Annotated in this window: 17 protein-coding genes, 1 tRNA gene and 1 pseudogene; 13 read left to right on the top strand and 6 right to left on the bottom strand. The window is 64.9% G+C overall.

Features of this window, described 5'->3' with window-relative positions:
* The first annotated feature begins 2 nt into the window (after nt 1–2).
* From AC3WVQ_RS20815 to AC3WVQ_RS20805, 3 genes are read left to right on the top strand one after another with little or no spacing between them, the layout of a single operon-like run.
* A complete protein-coding gene (locus tag AC3WVQ_RS20815; RefSeq protein ID WP_192356946.1) occupies nt 3–2,660 on the top strand; it encodes a nitrate reductase in 2,658 nt (885 codons plus the stop codon).
* The gene (gene cysG, locus AC3WVQ_RS20810) at nt 2,632–4,104 is read left to right on the top strand and encodes a siroheme synthase CysG (RefSeq protein ID WP_192356947.1); all 1,473 of its coding nucleotides are present in this window, start codon (nt 2,632–2,634) and stop codon (nt 4,102–4,104) included. The genes AC3WVQ_RS20815 and cysG overlap by 29 nt, the downstream gene beginning before the upstream one ends.
* Nucleotides 4,098–4,412 carry a hypothetical protein gene (locus AC3WVQ_RS20805; RefSeq protein ID WP_112771487.1) on the top strand — a complete coding sequence of 105 codons (315 nt, stop codon included), beginning with the start codon at nt 4,098–4,100 and terminating at the stop codon, nt 4,410–4,412. The genes cysG and AC3WVQ_RS20805 overlap by 7 nt, the downstream gene beginning before the upstream one ends.
* 206 nt (nt 4,413–4,618) lie before the next feature.
* Here AC3WVQ_RS20805 and AC3WVQ_RS20800 read toward each other — a convergent pair whose 3' ends face one another.
* Nucleotides 4,619–4,798 carry a hypothetical protein gene (locus tag AC3WVQ_RS20800; RefSeq protein ID WP_034789801.1) on the bottom strand — a complete coding sequence of 60 codons (180 nt, stop codon included), beginning with the start codon at nt 4,796–4,798 and terminating at the stop codon, nt 4,619–4,621.
* A gap of 375 nt (nt 4,799–5,173) precedes the next feature.
* Here AC3WVQ_RS20800 and AC3WVQ_RS20795 point away from each other — a divergent pair, with 375 nt between their 5' ends.
* Nucleotides 5,174–7,243, top strand: a complete 2,070-nt coding sequence (locus tag AC3WVQ_RS20795; protein ID WP_192357078.1) for an ATP-dependent helicase — start codon at nt 5,174–5,176, stop codon at nt 7,241–7,243.
* A gap of 98 nt (nt 7,244–7,341) precedes the next feature.
* Here the strand turns inward: AC3WVQ_RS20795 and AC3WVQ_RS20790 are convergent, their stop codons facing one another.
* On the bottom strand, nt 7,342–7,500 hold the full coding sequence (locus AC3WVQ_RS20790) for an intracellular growth attenuator family protein (protein WP_162728707.1): 159 nt from the start codon (nt 7,498–7,500) through the stop codon (nt 7,342–7,344).
* 196 nt (nt 7,501–7,696) lie between these two features.
* Complete coding sequence (locus tag AC3WVQ_RS20785; protein ID WP_112975237.1) at nt 7,697–8,152, bottom strand: SRPBCC family protein; 456 nt, start codon at nt 8,150–8,152, stop codon at nt 7,697–7,699.
* A 169-nt stretch (nt 8,153–8,321) separates the two neighbouring features.
* Between AC3WVQ_RS20785 and AC3WVQ_RS20780 the strand changes: the two are divergent.
* Nucleotides 8,322–9,267, top strand: a pseudogene (locus tag AC3WVQ_RS20780) (adenylate/guanylate cyclase domain-containing protein); the annotation flags it as partial.
* Nucleotides 9,246–9,377, top strand: coding sequence for a hypothetical protein (locus AC3WVQ_RS20775; protein ID WP_256436337.1), 132 nt, complete (start codon nt 9,246–9,248; stop codon nt 9,375–9,377). The pseudogene AC3WVQ_RS20780 and the gene AC3WVQ_RS20775, both read left to right, overlap by 22 nt.
* Before the next feature lie 212 nt (nt 9,378–9,589).
* Here the strand turns inward: AC3WVQ_RS20775 and selD are convergent, their stop codons facing one another.
* A complete protein-coding gene (gene selD / locus AC3WVQ_RS20770; RefSeq protein WP_371813662.1) occupies nt 9,590–10,636 on the bottom strand; it encodes a selenide, water dikinase SelD in 1,047 nt (348 codons plus the stop codon).
* Between the two features lie 194 nt (nt 10,637–10,830).
* On the opposite strand from selD, the gene fdnG reads away from it, so the two are divergent.
* The 7 genes from fdnG to AC3WVQ_RS20735 all read left to right on the top strand — a co-directional run bounded on the left by fdnG (nt 10,831) and on the right by AC3WVQ_RS20735 (nt 19,976).
* Complete coding sequence (gene fdnG, locus AC3WVQ_RS20765) at nt 10,831–13,917, top strand: formate dehydrogenase-N subunit alpha (protein ID WP_492382955.1); 3,087 nt, start codon at nt 10,831–10,833, stop codon at nt 13,915–13,917.
* On the top strand, nt 13,914–14,900 hold the full coding sequence (gene fdxH / locus AC3WVQ_RS20760; protein WP_060517666.1) for a formate dehydrogenase subunit beta: 987 nt from the start codon (nt 13,914–13,916) through the stop codon (nt 14,898–14,900). Before fdnG ends, fdxH begins: the two co-directional genes overlap by 4 nt.
* On the top strand, nt 14,900–15,589 hold the full coding sequence (locus AC3WVQ_RS20755) for a formate dehydrogenase subunit gamma (protein WP_034787487.1): 690 nt from the start codon (nt 14,900–14,902) through the stop codon (nt 15,587–15,589). Before fdxH ends, AC3WVQ_RS20755 begins: the two co-directional genes overlap by 1 nt.
* A 102-nt stretch (nt 15,590–15,691) precedes the next feature.
* The gene (gene fdhE, locus AC3WVQ_RS20750; protein WP_060585583.1) at nt 15,692–16,603 is read left to right on the top strand and encodes a formate dehydrogenase accessory protein FdhE; all 912 of its coding nucleotides are present in this window, start codon (nt 15,692–15,694) and stop codon (nt 16,601–16,603) included.
* The gene (selA, locus tag AC3WVQ_RS20745) at nt 16,603–17,979 is read left to right on the top strand and encodes an L-seryl-tRNA(Sec) selenium transferase (RefSeq protein ID WP_192356953.1); all 1,377 of its coding nucleotides are present in this window, start codon (nt 16,603–16,605) and stop codon (nt 17,977–17,979) included. Before fdhE ends, selA begins: the two co-directional genes overlap by 1 nt.
* Nucleotides 17,976–19,880, top strand: coding sequence for a selenocysteine-specific translation elongation factor (gene selB / locus AC3WVQ_RS20740; protein WP_492382954.1), 1,905 nt, complete (start codon nt 17,976–17,978; stop codon nt 19,878–19,880). The genes selA and selB overlap by 4 nt, the downstream gene beginning before the upstream one ends.
* Nucleotides 19,881–19,976 (top strand) — tRNA-Sec (locus AC3WVQ_RS20735).
* A gap of 136 nt (nt 19,977–20,112) precedes the next feature.
* Here the strand turns inward: AC3WVQ_RS20735 and AC3WVQ_RS20730 are convergent.
* Nucleotides 20,113–20,622, bottom strand: coding sequence for a gluconokinase (locus tag AC3WVQ_RS20730; RefSeq protein ID WP_113080262.1), 510 nt, complete (start codon nt 20,620–20,622; stop codon nt 20,113–20,115).
* The gene (locus tag AC3WVQ_RS20725; RefSeq protein ID WP_034787501.1) at nt 20,619–21,995 is read right to left on the bottom strand and encodes a GntP family permease; all 1,377 of its coding nucleotides are present in this window, start codon (nt 21,993–21,995) and stop codon (nt 20,619–20,621) included. The genes AC3WVQ_RS20730 and AC3WVQ_RS20725 overlap by 4 nt, the downstream gene beginning before the upstream one ends.
* Nucleotides 21,996–22,111: the final 116 nt, after the last annotated feature.

Raw genomic sequence — 22,111 nt, 5'->3', positions numbered from 1 at the left:
CCATGGAAAAGGAGGTCAAGACCACCTGTCCCTATTGCGGCGTCGGCTGCGGGGTCATCGCGACGGTCGATGACAACGGCGCCGTCGCCGTGCGCGGCGATGCCGACCATCCCGCCAATTTCGGCAGGCTGTGCTCCAAGGGGTCCGCACTCGCCGAGACCCTCGACCTCGACGGTCGGCTGCTGCATCCGGAGATCGACGGATGCCAGGCTGGCTGGGACGAAGCGCTCGACCTCGTCGCCGCACGCTTTGCGGAAACGATTGCCGAACACGGCCCGGATTCGGTCGCCTTCTACGTCTCCGGCCAGTTGCTCACCGAAGACTACTACGTCGCCAACAAGCTGATGAAGGGTTTTGTCGGTTCCGCCAACATCGATACCAATTCACGTCTCTGCATGTCCTCGTCGGTTGCCGGTCATCGCCGTGCCTTCGGTTCGGATACGGTACCCGGGACCTATGAGGATCTGGAGCTGGCCGATCTGGTCGTACTCACCGGATCGAACCTTGCCTGGTGCCACCCCGTCCTCTACCAGCGCCTTGCCGCCGCCAAGGCGAAACGGCCGGGCCTCAAAATCGTTCTCATCGATCCGCGCCGCACCATGACGGCCGATATCGCAGACCTGCATCTCGCGATCCGGCCCGACGCCGATGTGGCGCTCTTCGTCGGGCTGTTCTCACATCTGGTTTCCAGCAATGCCGTCGACCAGAACTATGTCGCGGCGCATACGGCCGGCTTCGGTGATACCTTGCTCGCAGCGGGCGGTGTTTCGTTCGACGACGTGCTCGAGCGGACCGGTCTTCCGGCGATGCAGTTGCGCGAATTCTACCGGCTGTTTTCGACAACCGAGAAGGTCGTGACCTGCTACAGCCAAGGCGTCAACCAGTCGTCTTCGGGCACCGACAAGGTCAACGCGATCCTCAACTGTCACCTTGCGACCGGCCGCATCGGCCGGCCGGGCATGGGGCCGTTCTCGCTGACGGGGCAGCCGAATGCGATGGGCGGCCGCGAGGTCGGCGGGCTTGCGAACATGCTCGCCGCACACATGGCGATCGAAGATGCCGGTGATCGCGATCGCGTCCAGCGCTTCTGGCGTTCGCCAAAGATTGCCGAAAATCCGGGGCTCAAGGCCGTCGATCTCTTCCGGGCGGTGGCAGACGGTCGCGTCAAGGCGCTCTGGATCATGGCAACGAACCCCGTCGTCTCGATGCCGGAAGCGGACGCCGTCGAGGCCGCGATCAGGGCCTGTCCCTTCGTCGTGGTTTCCGACATCCTGAAAGAAACTGATACCGCCCGCCACGCGCATGTGCTGCTGCCGTCGCTCGGTTGGGGGGAAAAGAGCGGCACGGTCACCAATTCCGAACGCCGCATCTCGCGCCAGCGGGCGTTCCTCGCCGCACCGGGAGAAGCCCGGGCGGACTGGTGGCAACTGGCCGAGGTCGGTCGCCGCCTGGGCCATACCGATGCTTTCGCCTACGAAGCGCCCGCCGCGATCTTCCGCGAACATGCCGCGCTCTCGGCCTTCGAAAATGCCGGCAGCCGCGATTTCGACATTGGAGCCTATGCCGATCTTGCGCTTGAGGACTACGACGGGCTGACGCCCTTCCAGTGGCCCCAACGGGAAGGCCAGAAGCGCGCCGAAAGCCGTTTCTTTGCGGCGGGCAACTTCTATCACGCTGACGGCAGAGGCCGGTTCGTGGCCGTTCGCCCGGCAGAGACCGACCGCACCAATGCCGATTACCCGTTCACGCTTAACACCGGCCGCATTCGCGACCAGTGGCACACGATGACCCGCACAGGCAAAAGCGCGCGCCTCTCGGCCCATATCGCCGAACCGTTTGCGGAACTGCACCCGCGTGATGCGATGGAGATCGGCGTCGGCAACGCCGACCTTATCGAGATCGAAAGCCCTGAGGGCAAGGCGTTCGTACGTGCGCTCATCACCGACCGCCAGGCGCGCGGCAGCATCTTCGCGCCGATGCACTGGAACGACCAGTTTGCGGCGAAGGCACGCATCGATGTCCTCGTGCCGCCGATCACCGATTGTCTTTCCGGCCAGCCGGCATCGAAGAACATTGCGGTCGCCGCGCGAAAGTTCAAGGCGACGCACTACGCCTTCGCTGTCTCGCTGGCAAAGCCGGTCGATCCGGATGCTGCCTATTGGGCGCTGGCGAAGGCGGCTGGCGGCTGGCGATTGGAACTGGCTTTTGCCGAGCCGGTGGACGACTGGGCCGGCTGGTGCCGCCGCGTTCTTGCGATCCCGCAAGGTGTAGAGCCGCTCGGCTATGCGGATGCACAGACCGGCGACATCAGGCTCGCCTTCTTCGATGGTCCGCAGCTTCTCGCGGCCTTCTTCCTCGCGCGCGAACCGGTCGCCGTCGCGCGCAACTGGGCGATCGCACAACTCGGCGCTAACCACGCCAATCTGCGCAAGCGCTTCGCGCTCGTCGCGGGCCGTCCGGGGGCGGACAAGCCGGATCCCGGCGCCACCGTCTGCTCCTGCTTCGGTGTTGGCGTCAACCAGATCGTCGCGGCCGTACGCGGCGGTTGCCACAGCGTCGAGGCCGTCGGCGTGGCGCTCAATGCCGGAACCAATTGCGGCTCGTGCCGCGCCGAAATCAGGGGGATCATCGATGGATGTCTTGCAGCAGCCGCAGAGTGACGGACCCGCCCGCATGGAGGCGCTCGCCAAGCTGCCCGTCTTCTGGGCGCTGGAGGGGCGGCGCGTCGTGGTGGCCGGTGCAACGGACGGAGCGATGTGGAAGGCCGAGCTTCTGGCCGCCTGCGGCGCCCGCGTCGACCTTTACGCTGAAGGGAACGACGAGGCGCTCGCGGCATTTGCCGGCCGTACCCCGCAACACCCCACCGCCAGCGTCACGCTAAACCGCAGGCTGTGGGCGCCCGCCGATCTTGACGGTGCCGCGCTCGCCGTCGGCGATTGCGAGGACCAGGCGGAGGCGCGGGCATTCTTCGCCGCCGCCCGCGCGGCGGGCGTTCCGGTCAACGTCATCGACCAGCCGGACTTCTGCGAGTTCCAGTTCGGCTCGATCGTCAACCGCTCGCCCGTCATCGTTGCAATCTCGACCGATGGCGCCGCCCCGATCCTCGCCCAGACGATCCGCCGCAAGATCGAGACGCTGCTGCCGAAAAGCCTGAAGGCCTGGGCAGCGCTGGCCCAGTCTCTTCGTGGAGCGGTGAACCGCGTAATCGAACCCGGTCCCCGGCGCCGCCTCTTCTGGGAACGTTTTGCCGATCGCGTCTTTTCGACCATGGATACGCCGGAGGAGGGCGTAGGCGGGGTGCTTCTTGCTGATGCCGAAAGGCTCGCGGGAGCCCCCGCCATCGGTCACGTGACTTTGGTCGGCGCGGGACCGGGCGATGCCGAACTCCTGACGCTGAAGGCCGTGCGCGCGCTGCAAGCGGCCGATGTCATCCTTTTCGACGACCTCGTTTCTTCAGACGTGCTCGAACTCGCCCGGCGGGAGGCAAAGCGCATGCTCGTCGGAAAGCGCGGCGGCCGCGAAAGCTGCCGGCAGGAAGACATCAACGCCATGATGGTCAAGCTCGCCAAGGCTGGGAAACGCGTGGTGCGACTGAAATCCGGCGACCCCATGGTTTTCGGCCGGGCCGGCGAGGAAATCGCCCATCTCGACCGCGAGAACATTCCCGTCGACGTTATCCCCGGCATCACTGCCGCAAGCGCCATGGCCTCCCGTCTCGGTCTGTCGCTGACCCATCGCGACTATGCACAGTCGCTTCGGCTGGTGACCGGCCATTCCCGCCACGGGGGCCTGCCCGATGATGTCGACTGGGCAGGCATTGCCGATCCGCGCAGCACGGCGGTCTTTTACATGGGTGGCCGAACGGCGGGGCTGATTGCCGAAAAGCTTATCGGCGAAGGCCGTCCACCTGAAACACCGGCCGTGATCATGAGCGATGTCAGCCGTCCGACGGAACGCAGCTGGCGAGGCATGCTCGCCACAATCCCGGAGGGCATAGGGGAGATCGGCTACGACAACCCGGTCCTCATCGCTGTCGGCGACGTGTTTTCGGCCCGAGACAACCAGGCCGGATCGATCGAGCGCACTCTCGCAGGAGCATGCTGATGGGCATGTCCCTGGTGTTTCTCGTTCTCGCCATCGGCCTCAGCTGGCCGCGTTTCAGGCTCATCTTCCTGGCTCAATCGAACGGTGCGTTGGCCGCAGCGCCCCTCACCATGGTTGCGAGTGCCGTGAACCTCTGCGCCATCGGCCTCGCTGTTGCAGAACACGGTCTGCTTTTCGGCGGATTGCTCATCGCCGGCGGTATGTTCTTCGCGAAAATAATGCAAGCCGTGCCTTCAACGCCGGGCATCTTGGCTTCAGCCCTGTGCCTTGCCGCCTACATCGAAATGACGATGACGGTCGTAGCGTGACGAGCTCAATGCTGCCCCTGAACAGACACCAGCGTCTGCTGACGCGCCAAGGGATATTCGAAGGCGTCGCCTCGTATCGACGTCCCGAATATCCCAAGGTCGCCACCGTAGGCTGGTTCTAAGCGCGCAGGCAGATCACGGCCATCCCCCAATTGAGGAATGAATGCCTGTACCGAACAAGTAAAGCCGCTGCCCCGCGGCCGACATCAGTCGACTGCCGTTTCCGATCCATCGCCGCTTTCGTCGAGTACGACCGTTTCGCCGAGCGGGGTCGCTGCAATTGACCTGATCTCTTGGGCGAGCGACGCCAGCTTGCGCGCAATCTCCTGCAATTCGGCGGTCGAGCCGGTGGCCTCGCAGGTATTTTCAACGCTCCGTTCGTCCATGTGCTCTTCCTCTTTCGAGTGGACGCAGGAGCAGAGCATATTTCTAATCTACTATATAAGGCCACAAGCCGTCGCGCGTTCTTCGTGCGGCGCACAGCCATAGGTATAGGCCGATCGATAAGCCGGCGATCACCCGCGACAGATCTCGATCCAGGGCCGATTGGCCTTACCTGCAGCAATCAAGCCCATCGGCGATCTCGCAGGTCATCAAAACCTTGGAAGAGTGACATTCCGACGTTGCAGGAGGGAAAACTCGGCGACGTCAGGGTTTTCATCTGGATGCTAAATTGCTAGTTCTTTCTTTGTTCCTGCCCGTCTCTTGGATGCAAATCGATGCGGGCAGTGACTGAGTGCGACGAAAACGAACGGGAACGCATGAGCGCCGCCTATCTCGAAAAACTCAATGACCGCCAGCGTGAGGCGGTCGAGCACGGTATCGGCTTGCCGGAAGGACAGGTCGGCGGCCCGCTTCTCATCATCGCCGGTGCCGGCTCCGGCAAGACGAATACCCTCGCCCACCGCGTCGCGCATCTCATCGTCAACGGTGCCGATCCGCGCCGCATTCTGCTGATGACCTTTTCTCGACGCGCAGCAGCCGAGATGACCCGCCGGGTCGCGCGCATCTGCCGCCAGGTCCTTGGCGACAACGCTTCAGTCATGACGGACGCGCTCTCCTGGGCCGGCACCTTCCATGGCATCGGTGCCCGGATCCTGCGCATCTATGCCGAACAAATCGGTCTCGGCCTGGATTTTACGATCCACGACCGGGAGGACAGTGCCGACCTGATGAACCTCGTGCGCCACGAGCTCGGCTTCTCGAAGACGGAAAGCCGGTTTCCGACAAAGGGAACGTGCCTTTCGATCTATTCGCGCGTCGTGAACTCCGAAAGCTCGATTGGCGACGTATTGAAGTCGGCCTATCCCTGGGTCACCGGCTGGGACGAACAGCTCAAGGCGCTGTTTGCGGCTTACGTCGATGCCAAACAGGCGCAGAACGTGCTCGATTATGACGATCTCCTGCTCTACTGGGCGCAGATGGTTTCCGATCCGGAGCTTGCCGAAGATATCGGCGGACGCTTCGATCATGTTCTTGTCGACGAGTATCAGGACACCAACAGGCTGCAGGCGTCGATCCTGATGTCGCTCAGACCCGGCGGCCACGGATTGACGGTCGTTGGCGACGACGCCCAGTCGATCTATTCTTTCAGGGCTGCGACGGTTCGCAATATTCTCGATTTCCCGAACGCCTTTTCGCCCGAGCCTGCCGACGTCATCACCCTCGACCGGAACTACCGCTCGACGCAGCCGATCCTCGCCGCTGCGAACGGCGTGATCGGCCTGGCGCGGGAGCGATTTACCAAGAACCTCTGGACGGACAGGCAATCGGAGCAGCGCCCGTTGCTCGTCGCCGTCAAGGACGAAGCGGATCAGGCCGCCTACATCGTGGAGCAGGTTCTCGCTGGCCGCGAGATCGGTATCGCCTTGAAGCAGCAGGCGGTGCTTTTTCGCTCGTCCAATCACAGCGGAACGCTCGAAGTCGAACTCACCCGCCGCAACATTCCGTTCGTGAAATTCGGTGGCCTGAAGTTTCTCGACAGCGCCCATGTGAAGGACCTGCTCGCAGTCCTGCGCTTCGCGCAGAACCCGCGTGATCGCGTCGCAGGTTTCCGGTTGCTGCAGATGCTGCCCGGTATTGGCCCGCAGACCGCTGGAAAGATCCTCGATGCGATCGCCGCCGATCCGGAACCGCTCGCGGCTCTTGCTGAGATCCCGCCTCCCGCCAAGACCGGCGAGAACTGGACCGGCTTCGTCGACCTGGTGTCCGGTCTGCGACGGGCCGAGCCCGGATGGCCGCAGGAGATTGGCGCTGCGCGCGCCTGGTATGAGCCCCATCTTGACCGGATCCATGAAGACGCCGACACGCGCAAGGCCGACCTGCTGCAGCTCGAGCAGATTGCCGGCGGCTACCAGAACCGCGAACGTTTCCTGACCGAGCTGACCCTTGACCCGCCCGATGCCACGAGCGACCAGGCGGGCGTGCCGCTGCTCGACGAGGACTATCTGATCCTGTCGACCATCCATTCGGCGAAGGGCCAGGAATGGCGCTCGGTCTTCATGCTCAACGTCGTCGACGGCTGCATTCCGTCCGATCTCGGCGTGGGCACAACTGCCGAACTCGAAGAGGAGCGGCGGCTGCTCTATGTCGGCATGACACGGGCACGCGATCATCTCTCCCTGGTGACGCCGCAGCGCTTCTTCACCCACGGCCAGAACGCCCAGGGCGACCGGCATGTCTACGCCTCGCGAACCCGCTTCATCCCGGCGACATTGCTTCAGTTTTTCGAGACGACGAGCTGGCCGAAGATCTCGGCAAGCGCCAGCGAGCGAAGCGCCAAGCAGATCCGCATCGACGTCGGCGCCCGCATGCGCTCCATGTGGAAGTGAGCGAAGGCGGTGGCGAGCTCGCGAATTGTGCGCTCGTGTCTGCAGACAGACCAAGCGAGGAGCGCGTGCCGCTCGCCAACCGCCGGTCTGTAGCGTTGTTAGCCTGGCAAGCTCGGCGGCGCGATAAACTGATAGTACGACCACACCGCAACCAAGGCGGCTATCAGTGCCAGCCAAATCAACGCCTTCCGCGGCACAGGGCTGGCCTCCTTCTTCGGCTTTGGTCGTTCAAATTTGATGATGTTGTTGTCGTCCATTCGCTCCCATCCCGACTAAACTCATACATGTCCCGGTGCGTTCAGCCAGCGCACCGCAACGACATATGCCGCCTAACGTCCTGATTTGGCATCAATAAGATGTGAACGCAGGTTCGCGCCAATCCCAAGCAACATGGCATTCCAGCGCCGTCGTCAAGCCTTCAGGACCAGTCGTGGCAAGCAAGGGACGTCTGCATCAAGCCGCGCCGTCGCGGCCGAGCCAGGGATCGGGGCCTGGATCGCGGCCCGACGCAACCTGGCCCAGCCGCTCCAGATAATGCGCCCAGCCTTCCGCATGGCCGGCGCATTGTTCGGCGCTGGGCAGACCCGTTTGCGTAAGGCGCAGCAATGTTCCGGGCGGCTGCTCGATCAGGTCGCTCTCGATCAGGCTCGAGCCGGGCGGGACAATGTCGCTGCCTTCCCAGCCGAAGCTATAGGCGAGCCGATGCACCGGCACGACCTCGCGGAAAGACCCGCGGGCAAAACGGGCCCCGGTCACGTTGACGAGATAGAGACCGCCGGGCTCCGCCTTGGTGTCGGCCTCCGTTCCCATCCAGCGCAGGATCTTTTCCGGGTCGGTCAAAAGAGCGAACACTGCGGCGGGTGGCGCCGGAATATGCGCTTCGCGGCGGACGACGAGGGCTTCTGGCATCGGTCTTCCCTTTGCTGATTGGCCTGCCTGCGGCTTGAGAGTCCTTCTGCAGGCTGCCGCAATCATAGACCGCCGGGGCGGACGGCGCCACCGTCCGCCCCTGACTTGCGCGCAGCGCGGCGGCGGGAAAGGGCTTGTCCATAGGGCGCTCGACCCTATCCTCTTCGGCATGGATTTGTCCGCCCCCCTTGCCTGGCTCGTGGACGAGGCAAGCGCCTCGCAGGAGCCAGACCGATTCCTGTCCGACCTTGGCCGCCAGCTCGTCGCCGACGGTCTGCCGCTCTCGGGCGGCGCGCTTACGCTCGCCGTGCCGCATCCGATCATCGCCCGCCGCACCTGGCTTTGGCGAGCCGAGACCGGCGTGGTGATCGAGAGCCTGGGCTTTGCCGGCGCCGTCTCCGACCGGGCGGGAGAGGAGTGGCTGGCCGGGCTCGGGCCACTGCTGCAACAATCGACCGGTTCGGGGAATGAACGCGCGTCGCTCGGCTGGGCCGGGACGCGCCCGTTCGGCCCGGAAGAGACGGCGCGGCTTGGTGATGTCGCGCGCTTTGCCGTCGCGCCCTTGGCGGTTCTCGCCGAGCGGGCCGCGCTCACCGCTCTGCTCGACGCCTATCTCGGCCGCCGCAGCGCCGCCCGTGTCCGCGCCGGAGCGCTCACCCGCGGCACCGGCGAAACCATTCGCGCGGCCCTACTCTATGCCGATTTGCGCAACTTCACGGCGCTGTCCGAAACATCGGAACCCGCCGTGGTGATCGCGGCCCTCGACGCCTGGTTCGATCGCCTCGCCGGCGCGATCCATGCCTTTGGCGGCGAGGTGCTGAAATTCATCGGCGACGGCGTTCTGGCGATCTTTCCGGTGAGCGGCTCGCCGAGCGAAGCCTGCGACGCAGCCTTGCGCGCGGTCACCGCCGCGCGCGCCGGCATGGCGCATCTCGACCAGGCCCGGCAGGCCGAGGGGCTACCGCCCGCTCTCCTTCGGCGTCGCCCTGCACCTCGGCGACATTCTCTGGGGCAATATAGGTGCCGCCGATAGGCTCGACTTCACAGCCATCGGCCCGGCGGTCAATCTCGTCAGCCGCCTGGAGGGTGGCCTGTGCCGGCAGTACTCGACAAGCCCTACATGACGATGCCGGTTGACGAGATCGATACCATCCGATCGGTATTGACCCTGCTTGGCGGCAAGGTCGTGTACGATGCCGGCGCGCTCCGGTCTGCCGAGCAATAGCCGGGGTCAGAAGCGCACCCCAACCGTCACGGCGTGGCGAGATCGTGCCTCCGCATCCATCTTGTTGCGGCCGACACAGCCCGGCCGCAATACAACGATCATCGCCGGGACCAACCCGTCCCGACGAAAGACGTTGCGACCACTCTGGTCGACGCGAGATTTGGCTTAGAGAGACGCAGCCAAGCTCGGCAGGGCCGGGTAAGCGCCAAAGGCTACGCGATCACCAATCCCGCCGGCGCGGCCACAGTTTCCCCGATCACCGCCGCGCCGAAACCGTGCTTGTCGAACAGGTCGAGCACCGCCTGCGCGGACGACCGGTCACAGGCGACGAGCAAGCCGCCGCTCGTTTGTGGATCGCAAAGCAGCGCCTTGTCGATCGCGCCCATCTCGCGGGCAAAGGCCACGTCCTGCCCATAGCTTGCCCAGTTCCGCCCGGAGGCGCCGGTGACAAACCCGGCGGCAGCCAGATCGAAAGCACCTTCCAGAAGGGGAACGGCGGACCAGTCGACCCGGACCTGGCAGTTCGACCCGCGCGCCATTTCGAGCGCGTGGCCGGCAAGGCCAAAACCCGTCACGTCCGTCATGGCATGCACGCCGGAAAGCCGCGCGAGATCGGGTCCGGCCGTGTTGAGGCGCGTGGTGCTTTCGATCATCCTGATATAGCCGGCTTCATCGAGCGCGCCCTTTTTCAACGCCGCGGAAAAGATGCCGACGCCGAGCGGCTTGCCGAGGATCAGCACGTCACCCGGCTCGGCTCCGCTGTTGCGCTTGAGATGGGCCGGATCGACGAGCCCGATCGCGACGAGACCGTAGATCGGCTCGACGGAATCGATCGTGTGGCCGCCGGCGATCGGAATGCCGGCCGCCCGACAGGCCGCCGCCCCGCCGTCGAGGATGGCGCCAATGGTTTCCGTCGAGAGCACGTTGACCGGCATGCCGACCAGCGCCAGTGCGAAGATCGGCGTTCCGCCCATGGCGTAGATGTCGCTGATGGCATTCGTCGCGGCGATCCGGCCGAAATCGTGGGGGTCGTCGACAACAGGCATAAAGAAGTCCGTGGTGGCGACCACCGCCTGGTGATCGTTTAGGCGATAGACCGCTGCATCGTCCGAGGTCTCAATGCCGACCAGAAGTTCCGGCGGGACCGGCAGTTGTACCCGTCCGCGCAAAATGTCCTGAAGCACGCCCGGGGCGATCTTGCAGCCGCAGCCGCCGCCATGGGCAAGCGAGGTCAGGCGCGGTTCGGCAGAAGCGGAAATACTGCTCACGGTTGGAACTCCCTTCATACGGTTGCGTCAAAGGCGGCCCTGTCGCAGCTCGCGATCATGACCGATGATCCCGGGCAAGACCATGACTTTTCGGGGCAAATGCCATTCAATTCCTTCTTGACACCAGGGCCTTGAGGTTCGACCATCCCGGTAAGACCGATACGCATGGAAGAGGATGACCTCCAATGAACATCGATCTTTCCCGCCGCAGTTTCCTGAAGCTCGCTGGCGCAGGAGCCGCGGCCACCACGATCGGCGCCATGGGCTTCGGAGCGGCCGAGGCCGCAACAGCCGCCCATGTGCGTGCCTTCAAACTCGCAAGCACCACCGAGACCCGCAACGTCTGCACCTACTGTTCGGTCGCCTGCGGCATCCTGATGTATTCGAAGGGTGATCTTTCCGCCGGCGAGAAGGCGGAGCTCATCCATATCGAGGGCGATGCCGATCATCCGACCAACCGCGGGACGCTCTGTCCCAAGGGCGCGGCGCTCAAGGACTTCGTGAAGTCTGAGACCCGCGCCACGAAGCCGCGTCACCGCGCTCCGGGCGCCGACACCTGGCAGGACATCTCCTGGGAAGATGCCTTCGACAAGATCGCCCGAGCGATCAAGGACGACCGCGACAAGAACTTCATCGAGAAGAACGCGGCCGGCGTGACCGTCAACCGCTGGACGACGATGGGCTTCCTTGCGGCGTCGGGCGGCACCAACGAGACGGGATGGCTGACCTACAAGACCGTCCGGTCTATGGGAGTCGTCGGCTTCGACAACCAGGCACGCGTCTGACACGGCCCCACGGTAGCCAGTTTGGCTCCAACATTTGGCCGCGGCGCAATGACGAACGCCTGGACCGACATCAAGAACACCGACCTCGTCATCGTCATGGGTGGCAACGCGGCCGAAGCTCATCCCTGCGGCTTCAAATGGGTGACGGAAGCCAAGCATCATCGCGGCGCCCGGCTGATCGTGGTCGATCCGCGCTTCAACCGCACGGCCTCGGTCGCCGATGTCTATGCGCCGATCCGCCCCGGCTCCGACATCGCCTTCCTGATGGGCGCGATCCGCTACTGCATCGAGAACGACAAGGTGCAGTGGGACTACGTCAAGAACTATACCAACGCCACCTATCTGGTGAACCCGGAGTTCGGCTGGGCCGATGGTCTCTTCACCGGCTATGACGAGGAGAAGCGCGACTACGATCGTACCGCCTGGGACTACCAGCTCAACGAGGACGGAACGGTCAAAACCGATCCGACTCTCACCGACCCGCGCTGTGTCTGGAACCTCCTGAAAGAGCATGTCGCAGTCTACACACCGGAATTCGTGGAAAATATCTGCGGCACGCCCAAGGATCGCTATCTGAAGATCTGCGAGATGATCGGCGCGACGTCGGCGCGCGACAAGGTGATGACCTCGCTCTATGCGCTCGGCTGGACACAGCATTCGAAAGGCGCCCAGAACATCCGCGGCATGGCGATGCTGCAGCTCATCCTCGGCAATGTCGGCCTGCCGGGCGGTGGCGTCAACGCGCTGCGCGGTCACTCCAACATCCAAGGATTGACCGACATCGGCCTGCTTTCCAACTCCCTGCCGGGTTACATGAACCTCGCGACGGAAAAGGAGACGGACTACACCACCTACATGTCGACGCGCGGCAACAAGCCGCTCGTTCCCGGCCAGACAAGCTATTGGCAGAACACCCCCAAATTCATGGTCAGTTTCCTGAAGGCCATGTGGGGCAGCGCTGCCACGAAGGAAAACGACTGGGGCTTCGACTGGTTGCCGAAGCTCGATGTCCCCTACTACGACATCCTCAGGATGTTCGACATGATGAGCCGCGGCGAAGTGAACCTCTACTTCTGCCAGGGCTTCAACCCGCTTCTGTCCTTCCCCAATCGGGCGAAGCTGACCGAGAGTCTGTCGAAGCTGAAACTGCTCGTGACAATCGACCCGCTGCAGACCGAGACGGCGCATTTCTGGGAAAACCACGGTATCTACAACCAGGTGGACTCCGCCAAGATCATGACGGAGGTCTTGCAACTCCCGGCGACCTGCTTTGCCGAGGACGAGGGCGCCACTGTCAATTCGGGCCGCTGGCTGCAATGGCACTGGCCGGGGGCGACACCGCCTGGTGACGCCAAGCACGACACCTGGATCATGGCCAACATCTTCCTGCGGGTGCGTGAACTCTACCGCAAGGAAGGCGGGGTCTGTCCCGAGCCGATCCTGAACCTTGCCTGGGATTACAAGGACCCTTACGAGCCGGAACCGGCCGAGCTTGCCCAGGAGATGAACGGACGGGCGCTGCAGACGCTCTATGACCCGACCGATCCGACGAAGGTGCTGGTCGAGGCGGGCAAGCTCCTGCCGAACTTCGGCGTGATGCGTGACGACGGATCCACCATGTCGGGCTGCTGGATTTACGCCGGCTCCTGGACGGAAGAAGGCAACATGATGGCCCGGCGCGACAACAGCGATCCGGGCGATGTCGGCACCTTCCTCAAATGGACCTTCGCCTGGCCGGCCAATCGCCGCATCCTCTACAATCGCGCGTCCTGCGATCTCCAGGGCAAACCCTGGGATCCGGCGCGTAAACTGATCGAATGGAACGGCGAGCGTTGGGCCGGCTTCGACGTTCCCGACATAGCGGTGACGGCAAAGCCCGAGGCGGTGATGCCGTTCATCATGACGCCGGAGGGCACCGCCCGCCTCTTTGCCCGCAAGCTGATGCGGGACGGGCCGTTCCCAACACATATGGAGCCGTTCGAAAGCCCGGTCGAAAATCCGTTCAACGCCAAACTTCGCGGCAATCCCGTCGCGCGCATCTTTCCAGGCGACCTGCAACAGCTGGGCACGAGCACCGACTTCCCCTTCGTTGCCACATCCTACCGCCTCACCGAGCATTTCCACTTCTGGACCAAGCACAGCCGGGTCAACGCCGTGCTGCAGCCGGAATTCTTCGTGGAGATCAGCGAGGAGCTGGCGGCTGAACGCGGCATCACCAAGGGCGGGCGGGTGCGCGTGTGGAGCGCACGTGGCGAGGTCTGGGCGAAGGCAGTGGTGACGAAGCGAATTCGTCCGCTGATCTGCAACGGCAAGCCGGTCCATGTGGTCGGCATTCCCTTGCACTGGGGCTTCATGGGTGCGGCCCGCAAGGGCTTCGGCCCGAACAGCCTCACCCCCTTCGTCGGCGACGCCAATATCGACACGCCGGAGTTCAAGGCCTTCCTGGTCAACATCGAACCGGCGGCGGAAGAAGGAGCTTCGGCATGAGCGAACGCGCACCGGAACCGGTAACGGCCGCCGCCAACCCGCCGCTGCAACCGCTGGCGTCGAACCTGTTGCCGAGCGACGTCGTCAAGGCTTCGGCAACAAGCAACGTGCCGGCACCCGAACGACAGCTGACCCCGGTCGCCAAGCTGATCGACGTGTCGAAATGCATCGGCTGCAAGGCCTGCCAGTCCGCCTGCATCGAATGGAACGACACCCATCCGGACCTGGAGGAAAATGTCGGCGTCTACGAGAACCCGCATGACCTGACGGCTGATATGTTCACGCTGATGCGGTTCACTGAATACGAGAACCCGGTTACCAACGAGTTCGAGTGGTTGATCCGCAAGGACGGCTGCATGCACTGCGCCGATCCCGGCTGTCTCAAGGCCTGCCCGGCACCGGGCGCCATCGTGCAATATTCCAACGGCATCGTCGATTTCATCTCCGACAACTGCATCGGCTGCGGCTATTGCATCGCCGGCTGTCCCTTCAACATTCCGCGCATCTCGAAGACCGCGCATGTGTCGAAGAAATGCACGCTTTGCTCGGACCGCGTGGCGGTTGGACAAGGACCGGCCTGCGCCAAGGCCTGCCCGACCAAGGCGATTTCCTTCGGCACGAAGGAAGACATGGTCACGCTTGCCAACGAGCGTGTCGAGGACCTGAAGTCGCGCGGCTACGATCATGCCGGCCTCTACGACCCGCAAGGCGTCGGCGGAACGCATGTGATGTATGTGCTGCACCATGCCGACCAACCGTCGCTCTATTCCGGGCTGCCGGAGGATCCGCAGATTTCGCCGGTGGTGCGCGGCTGGAAGGGTCCGGCTAAGACCGTCGGCCTCGCCGTTGCCGGACTTGCCGCCGCCGGCGCCGTGCTGCACGGCATCTTCGCCCGGCCGAACGAGGTGACCGCCCATGAGGAAGGCGAGGCGGAGGAACTCGTCGAGGATCGCAACCGCCCGCAAGGCGGCAGGGAGGCGTGATGGCTGACAAACGTATCTATTCGGCCCCCGGCGACAGGATCGAGACGAAGCATCCGGTCACCGTCAATCGCTATCGTGGTTATACCCGTCTCAACCATTGGGTCACCGCCGCCTGCATGATCGTGCTTCTGATCTCCGGACTTTCCTTCTTCCACCCGTCGCTGTTTTTCCTGACCGGCCTCTTCGGCGGCGGCCAGACCACGCGATGGCTGCATCCGATCGTCGGACTTATCCTCGTCGCAAGCTTCCTCCTCCTGTTTGCGCAGATGTGGAAGCTCAATCTGCCGCGGCGCGAGGATGTGGAATGGAGCCGCAAGTTCGGTGATCTACTCCAAGGCAACGAAGAGAGCCTGCCCGAACTCGGAAAATACAATGCCGGCCAGAAGATGGTCTTCTGGGGCATGTCCGGTCTGATCGTCGTGCTCGTGACGACCGGCATCATGATCTGGGAGCAGTACTTCCCGGACCTCGTTTCCATCCCCGTTCGCCGCATCGCGGTCGCGGTGCATGCGCTGGCGGCGCTTTTCACGATCCTGATCTTCATCGTCCATGTCTATGCGGCAATCTGGACGCGCGGCACGATAAGGGCCATGACCCGCGGCACCGTCACCGGCGGCTGGGCCTTTCGGCATCATCGCAAATGGCTGCGCGAACTGGCTGGACGCCAGGGCTCCGACCCGTCAAAGTGAAGGTCTCCTACAGCGCCGCGCGTCCTGTCAGGCGCGCAAAGGTCGCTGTAGCACCGTGAATGCTGCTTGATCCGGCGTCTCTGTCGGATCGCCGGAGATGCGATGGCAGAAGACGTACAACCCGATCCCTCCCTCATTGGCGGCGTGCCGAAACCGCCGCTGGCTTTCCTGCCCGAGCCGGTCAAACTGTTCCAGACACGCGCGCGCCGCTTCGCGTTTCTCGCCGAAAGCAACGCGCTTGCGCCGTATCTCACCTTCCTCGCGGCGCTCTCCAAACTTCAGGCTCGCTTGGTCGTGACCCTTCCGCCCGTCGCGGCGCCCACATCGGCGCGCCTCGCCGAGGCCGCACGCGCCGCCATGCCGCCGTTCGACCGAATGGCGCTTGTCGATGACCCCGGCCTTTCCGCAACCCTCGACGCGCTTCTCGAAGGCGCTGCCGATCTCGCCATGCCCGACCCGGCCCGCCTGGCGCTCGATGCGGTACGCGCAGCAGAGGACGGCGACCGGCACTGGTTGCTCGCCAACATCCTATCGGATCGGGTTCCGGAAGACAGCGCCGCTCCCCATCTCTTCGTCGCGGCCGCGGTGCAGGTGCACATGGCGCGGCTCGCCGCGACGCTCGATGCGGAAGCGCTCGTCCCTGTCAGCCTCGGCGTCTGTCCCGCCTGCGGCGGCCGGCCGGCGACGTCGTCGGTCGTGGGTACGCAGGGCGTCGAGAACGTGCGCTATGCCGCCTGCGCCTGCTGCGCCACACAATGGAACGAGGTGCGGGTGAAGTGTCTCTGTTGCGGTTCGACCAAGGGCATCAGCTATCGTTCGGTCGAGACCTCGGAGGCGACGGTAAAGGCTGAGACCTGTCGGGAATGCCATGCCTGGGTCAAGATCTTCTACCAGGTGAAAAACCCGAGCCTGGAGCCGATCGCCGACGACGTCGGCAGCCTTGGCCTCGATATCCTGATGAAGGAGACCGAGTTTCGCCGCGGTGGCTTCAACCCCTATCTCGCGGGGTATTGATGCAGGATTTTCGCGTGCTTCCCTCGGTCGACCAGATGCTGACCTCGCCAGAGGGACTGGCGCTGACGGAAGAACATGGCCGTCTCGCCGTCGTCACCGCCGTCCGCGCCGGGCTTGAGATCGCGCGGGAAAAAATCCGTGCGGGCGACGATGGGGCAACGCTGGCGGCCGACCTGCCGCGCCGCGTCGCCGAGGAGCTGGCGGCCGCCGCCCGCTCCGCCCTTCGCCCGCTCATCAACCTCACCGGCACCGTGCTGCACACCAATCTCGGCCGCGCCATCCTGGCCGAAGAAGCCGTCAGCGCCGCAACCGCCGCGATGGCCAACCCGCTGGCGCTGGAGTTCGACCTTGACGGCGGCGGGCGTGGTCAGCGCGACGATCATCTGCGTGGCCTGCTCTGCGAACTGACCGGCGCCGAGGACGCCACAATCGTCAACAACAATGCCGCCGCCGTGCTGATTGCGCTCAATACCCTGGCCGACGGACGCGAGGCGATCGTCTCGCGCGGCGAACTGATCGAAATCGGCGGCGCCTTCCGCATGCCCGACATCATGGCCCGCGCCGGCGCCAGGCTGGTGGAGGTCGGCACCACCAACCGCACCCATCCGCGTGACTATGAGGGCGCGATCGGGCCTGAGACCGGCGTCATCCTCAAGGTCCATACCTCCAACTACCGGATCGAAGGGTTTACCGCCGAGGTGCCGGCGCCAAGACTGGCCGAGATTGCCCGCAAGGCCGGTGTGCCGCTCTTGAACGACCTCGGCTCGGGCTCACTCATCGATCTCTCCATCTTCGGATTGCGACGCGAGCCCACGGTGGCGGAAGCCGTCGCCGAAGGCGCGGATCTCGTCACGTTTTCGGGCGACAAGTTGCTCGGCGGCCCCCAGGCGGGCTTCGCGGTCGGTCGGCGCGATCTCATCGCCGCCATCAACCGCAATCCGCTCAAACGCGCCGTTCGTCTCGACAAGATCCGCATCGCCGCGCTCGAAGCGACACTGAAGCTCTATCGCGATCCCGATCGGCTGAAGGAGCGGCTGCCGACGCTGCGCTTTCTTTCCCGACCGGAGGCCGACATCGGCGCACAGGCGGCCCGTCTCGCTCCGGCAATCGATGCGCTGCTCAAGCCGCACAGCTATTCGGCAGCAGCTTGCGCGTGCCAGAGCCAGGTCGGCTCCGGCGCCTTGCCGGTCGATACGATCCCGAGCGCCGGCCTGCGGCTGACAGGCAGCGGCGGCGACGCGCCGGAACGGCTTTCCGCACGGCTTCGCGCCCTGCCCATCCCGGTCGTCGGCCATATCCGTGATGGCGCGCTGGTCCTCGATCTGCGTTGCCTGGAAAGCGACGAGATGCTCATCGCGGCCCTGGCAGCACTATGATCGTCGGGACGGCAGGGCATATCGACCACGGCAAGACGGCGTTGGTGAAGGCCCTGACCGGCACGGACGCCGACCGCCTTGCCGAGGAAAAAGCCCGCGGCATCACCATCGACCTCGGTTTTGCCTATACCGACCTCGGCGGCGGGACGGTCACCGGCTTCGTTGACGTGCCGGGTCACGAGCGGCTGATCCATACGATGCTTGCCGGCGCTGGCGGTATCGATTTCGCGCTGCTGGTGGTCGCAGCCGACGACGGCGTCATGCCGCAGACGCGCGAGCATCTCGCGATCCTCGACCTGCTCGGCATCACCAGAGGTTTCGTTGCGCTCACCAAGGCCGATCTGGCCGGGCCTGAGCGGCGCGCGGAGGTAACCGCGGAGATCCAGACCGCCCTCGCCGGCACCGGTCTGGAAAACGCGCCCATCCTTGCCGTCTCCGCCCTTACCGGCGAAGGCATCGAGGTCCTGCGCGCGGGGCTCGCCGCCGCCGAAGCGGAAACCGCCGCACGCAACGATGCCGGCCTGCTGCGCTTTGCCGTCGATCGCAGTTTCACGCTTGCGGGCGCCGGCACGGTCGTGACCGGCATGGTGCTCGGCGGCCGTGCGAAGCTCGACGATAGCGTCACGGTCAGCCCGTCCGGCCTGACCGCCCGTATACGCGGGATCCATGCGCAGAACCGGAAAGCAGCAGAGGGGCTTGCCGGCCAACGCTGCGCGATGAATATCGCCGGCGAACGGGTGACGAAGGACGCGATCCGGCGCGGCGACGTGGTCCTCGCCCCGGCACTGCATGCACCGACGGACCGGATCGACGCGGAGGTCCGCGTGCTTGCCTCGGAGGCCAAGCCGATCGGCACCTGGTTTCCCGCACGCTTGCACACCCATGCGACAGAGGTCGGTGTGCGGATCGTGCCTCTTGCCGGCCCGCTCGATCCCGGGACACAAGGCCTCGTGCAACTGGTCCTCGACCGCCCCATCGCCGCGACCATCGGCGACCGCTTCATCCTGCGCGACACCTCGGCCATCCGGACCATCGGCGGTGGCCGTTTTCTCGATCTGCGCCCGCCGGCGCGAAAGCGTGGCACGCCGGAGCGCCTGGCCTTCCTTACCGCTTCTGGCAACGAGGACCCGGCGGCGGCCCTTTCCGACCTGTCCGACCTGGCACCGATCGAGCTTGCGGCCTTCCAGCGCGACCGTGGCCTGGGCGAGGACACGCTTTCCCGGCTGCTGATTGCCGCCGGGGCGAGGGCCATCGGCGACCACGCGCTCTCGTCCGCAGCAGCGGACGGATTGCGGGCGAACCTGACTGACACACTCACAGCCTTCCACGCAGAAAACCCGGAGCTTGCCGGGATCGGTCGCGAACGGTTGCGGCTCCTGCTCAAACCGCGCCTGCCGACGACAAGCTTCCTCGCGTTCCTCCGAGACGAAGCCGCGGCAGGTCGAATCGTGCTTGACGGCGCCTTCCTGCGCCTGCCGGGCCACGAGGTTCGGCTGTCGCCGGCGGACGAGGACCTGTGGCAGCGGATCCATCCGCACCTCGTCGACGATAGCCGCTTCCGGCCACCGCGTGTGCGCGATTTCGCGGCCCTTCTCAATGCCGACGAGCGCGACATACGGCGCGTGCTGAAGCTCGCCCAGAGGCTCGGGCAGACCCACGAGATCGCGCACGACCATTTTTTCGCCCGCGCCGTCGTTGAGGAGATGGCGGCCATCGTGCTCGATGTGGCGGCACAGGCGGAAGACGGCTGGTTCACCGCGCCCAGCTTTCGCGACCGGGTCCACAACGGCCGCAAGGTCGCCATCGAGGTCCTCGATTTCTACGACCGGCTCGGCCTGACCTTGCGCAGGGGAGATCTGCGTCGCATAAATCCCCATCGCAGCGACCTGTTTGCGCGCTGAGGAAGGGAATCGTCTCCGGTGGGACGGCCGGACTTCAAATCCGGTTGGGGCAGCGAGCCTGTCCTGGGTGGGTTCGACCCCCACTCCCCTCCGCCAGCGCTCACGCATTGGAGCTCAGGCTGCGGGATGCGCGGACGTTCAGGGATCGCTTCGCCTTCAATGCGCGATTGCACGCCCCGTCCCCGCCGTACAGCGACTGTCCGCCGAAGTGAGAAGCGCAAGCGCGGCTGGGCTAGTTGCCCAGCCCCTGGATGGCTAGATCGACCTGCTCAGCTGTTGGAAGAGCCACGTCGACGACGACGCCATCCTCGTCCGGACCGAGCGGCTCGAGGGTCGCAAGCTGAGTGTCGAGCAGGGAAGCCGGGAAGAAGTGTCCCGCCCGATGCGAGAGTCGGTCGGCCAGCACGGTGCGGTCGCCGTGCACATGCACGAAGCAGACGCGCGGCGCGCCCGTGCGCAGGATGTCGCGATAGGACCGTTTCAGGGCCGAGCACCCGACCACCGAAGGGCTGCCAGCCGCCTCGTCCTTGGCAATTTCTGCGGCCAGCGCCCGCAGCCAGGGTTCACGGTCATTGTCGTCGAGCGGAATGCCCGCGGACATCTTGGCGACGTTCTCCGGCGGGTGAAAGCTGTCGCCCTCGACAAAACGCCAGCCGAGCCTTGTGGCCAGCGCCTCGCCGACAGTGGTCTTCCCGCTGCCGGATACGCCCATCACCACGACATGCTGAAGGTCCTCACTCATAGCAGCCACCATCCCACAAGCGCGAAGGCGAAACCAATCACCCCGAGCAGGGTTTCCATTACCGTCCAGGTCTTGAGCGTCGTCCGCTCATCCATCTGAAGGAAGCGGCCGACGAGCCAGAAGCCGGAATCGTTCACATGGCTCAGCACCGTCGCGCCGCAAGCGATGGCGATCACGAGGAAGCACAGGTCGAAGGGGCTGAGCCCCGTCGTTGCCGCGACCGTTGGAGCGAGAAGGCCCGCCGTCGTCGTCAGTGCCACGGTCGCCGAACCCTGCGCCACGCGCAGGGCCGTGGAGATGAGGAAGGCGGCGACGATCAGCGGCATGCCGATCGCCTCGAGGCTGCCGGCGAGCGCCTGGCCGATGCCGCTTGCTCGCAGCACGCCGCCGAACATGCCGCCGGCTCCGGTAACGAGAATGATGCCGCAGATCGGGCCTAGCGCCCCGTCCATCAGCTTTTCCATGTCCTTGAGCGTACGCTCGCCGCTGAGGACCCACATGCCGACGAGCACAGTGATCAGCAGGGCGACGGGCGTCTGCCCGGCCATGCGCAGGATGCTGACCCACAATGCGCCGCCGTCGATCATCTTGGCGGCGGCCAGCGTCGATAGGCCGGTATTGAGGAAGATCAGCACGAGCGGCAGCAGCAGCACCAGCATCACCGTGCCGAAAGACGGGGGCACTTCGTCGTGCGCCGCCTCGTTCGGCGACCCGAGAAGGGTTGGCACCGGCAGTTCGAAGCGTTTGCCTGCCCATAGGCCGAAGAGATAGCCGCCGAGATACCATGTGGGCAGCGCCACGACGAGGCCGACGAGCACGAGCAGGCCGATATCCGCCCCCAGCAATTCGCTGGCGGCCACCGGGCCTGGATGGGGCGGGAGGAATGCGTGCATGACCGCAAAGGCGCCTGCCGAAGGCAGCGCATAAAGCAGAACCGAGCCGCCGAAGCGGCTTGCGACGCTGAAAATGATCGGCAGCATGACCACGAGGCCGGCGTCGAAGAAGATCGGAAAGCCGAACAGCAGCGAGGCGACGCCGAGCGCGAGAGGCGCGCGCTCAGGTCCGAACTGGCCGATCAGCCGATCCGCGAGCACCTGCGCGCCACCGGAGACCTCCAGCATCCGCCCGATCATCGCGCCAAAACCGACGAGCAGCGCCACCGAGGCAAGCGTCGAGCCAAAGCCCTGCAGGAGGGTCGGGACCACGTCCGCGAAGGAGATGCCGGTCACCAGCGCCGTCAAGAGGCTGACCAAAACCAGAGCGACGAAGGCATGCAGGCGCAACCGGAGGATAAGAAAAAGAAGCAGGCCAACGGCTGCCGCCGCGATCAGCAGGAGCGTCGCGGTTCCGTAGGCGGGTTCGATCGAAGTCATGTGTCCTCCTTGTTCCGGAAGTGAGGTCAAGGGCCATATAGTCTATGGCCCTTCACAGCAACCTACCTGAAAGAGGTGGGCACAGGAGATACGGCCGTATGAAGAAGGGCTTGTGG

It is taken from the genome of Ensifer sp. EB106-05-01-XG146, from assembly GCF_058791875.1.
The sequence above is the reverse complement of the archived record's forward strand: the minus strand, read 5'-3'. Positions and strand labels throughout refer to the sequence as shown.

Coding starts and splice junctions, on each gene's coding strand:
- AC3WVQ_RS20785 (WP_112975237.1), bottom strand. CDS start 8,152: ATGCCAGAAGCCCTCGTCGTCCGCCGCGAAGCGCATATTCCGGCGCCA.
- AC3WVQ_RS20815 (WP_192356946.1), top strand. CDS start 3: ATGGAAAAGGAGGTCAAGACCACCTGTCCCTATTGCGGCGTCGGCTGC.
- AC3WVQ_RS20795 (WP_192357078.1), top strand. CDS start 5,174: ATGAGCGCCGCCTATCTCGAAAAACTCAATGACCGCCAGCGTGAGGCG.
- fdhE (WP_060585583.1), top strand. CDS start 15,692: ATGGCAGAAGACGTACAACCCGATCCCTCCCTCATTGGCGGCGTGCCG.
- AC3WVQ_RS20730 (WP_113080262.1), bottom strand. CDS start 20,622: ATGAGTGAGGACCTTCAGCATGTCGTGGTGATGGGCGTATCCGGCAGC.
- cysG (WP_192356947.1), top strand. CDS start 2,632: ATGGATGTCTTGCAGCAGCCGCAGAGTGACGGACCCGCCCGCATGGAG.
- AC3WVQ_RS20805 (WP_112771487.1), top strand. CDS start 4,098: ATGCTGATGGGCATGTCCCTGGTGTTTCTCGTTCTCGCCATCGGCCTC.
- AC3WVQ_RS20725 (WP_034787501.1), bottom strand. CDS start 21,995: ATGACTTCGATCGAACCCGCCTACGGAACCGCGACGCTCCTGCTGATC.
- AC3WVQ_RS20800 (WP_034789801.1), bottom strand. CDS start 4,798: ATGGACGAACGGAGCGTTGAAAATACCTGCGAGGCCACCGGCTCGACC.
- fdxH (WP_060517666.1), top strand. CDS start 13,914: ATGAGCGAACGCGCACCGGAACCGGTAACGGCCGCCGCCAACCCGCCG.
- selB (WP_492382954.1), top strand. CDS start 17,976: ATGATCGTCGGGACGGCAGGGCATATCGACCACGGCAAGACGGCGTTG.
- selA (WP_192356953.1), top strand. CDS start 16,603: ATGCAGGATTTTCGCGTGCTTCCCTCGGTCGACCAGATGCTGACCTCG.
- AC3WVQ_RS20755 (WP_034787487.1), top strand. CDS start 14,900: ATGGCTGACAAACGTATCTATTCGGCCCCCGGCGACAGGATCGAGACG.
- AC3WVQ_RS20790 (WP_162728707.1), bottom strand. CDS start 7,500: ATGGACGACAACAACATCATCAAATTTGAACGACCAAAGCCGAAGAAG.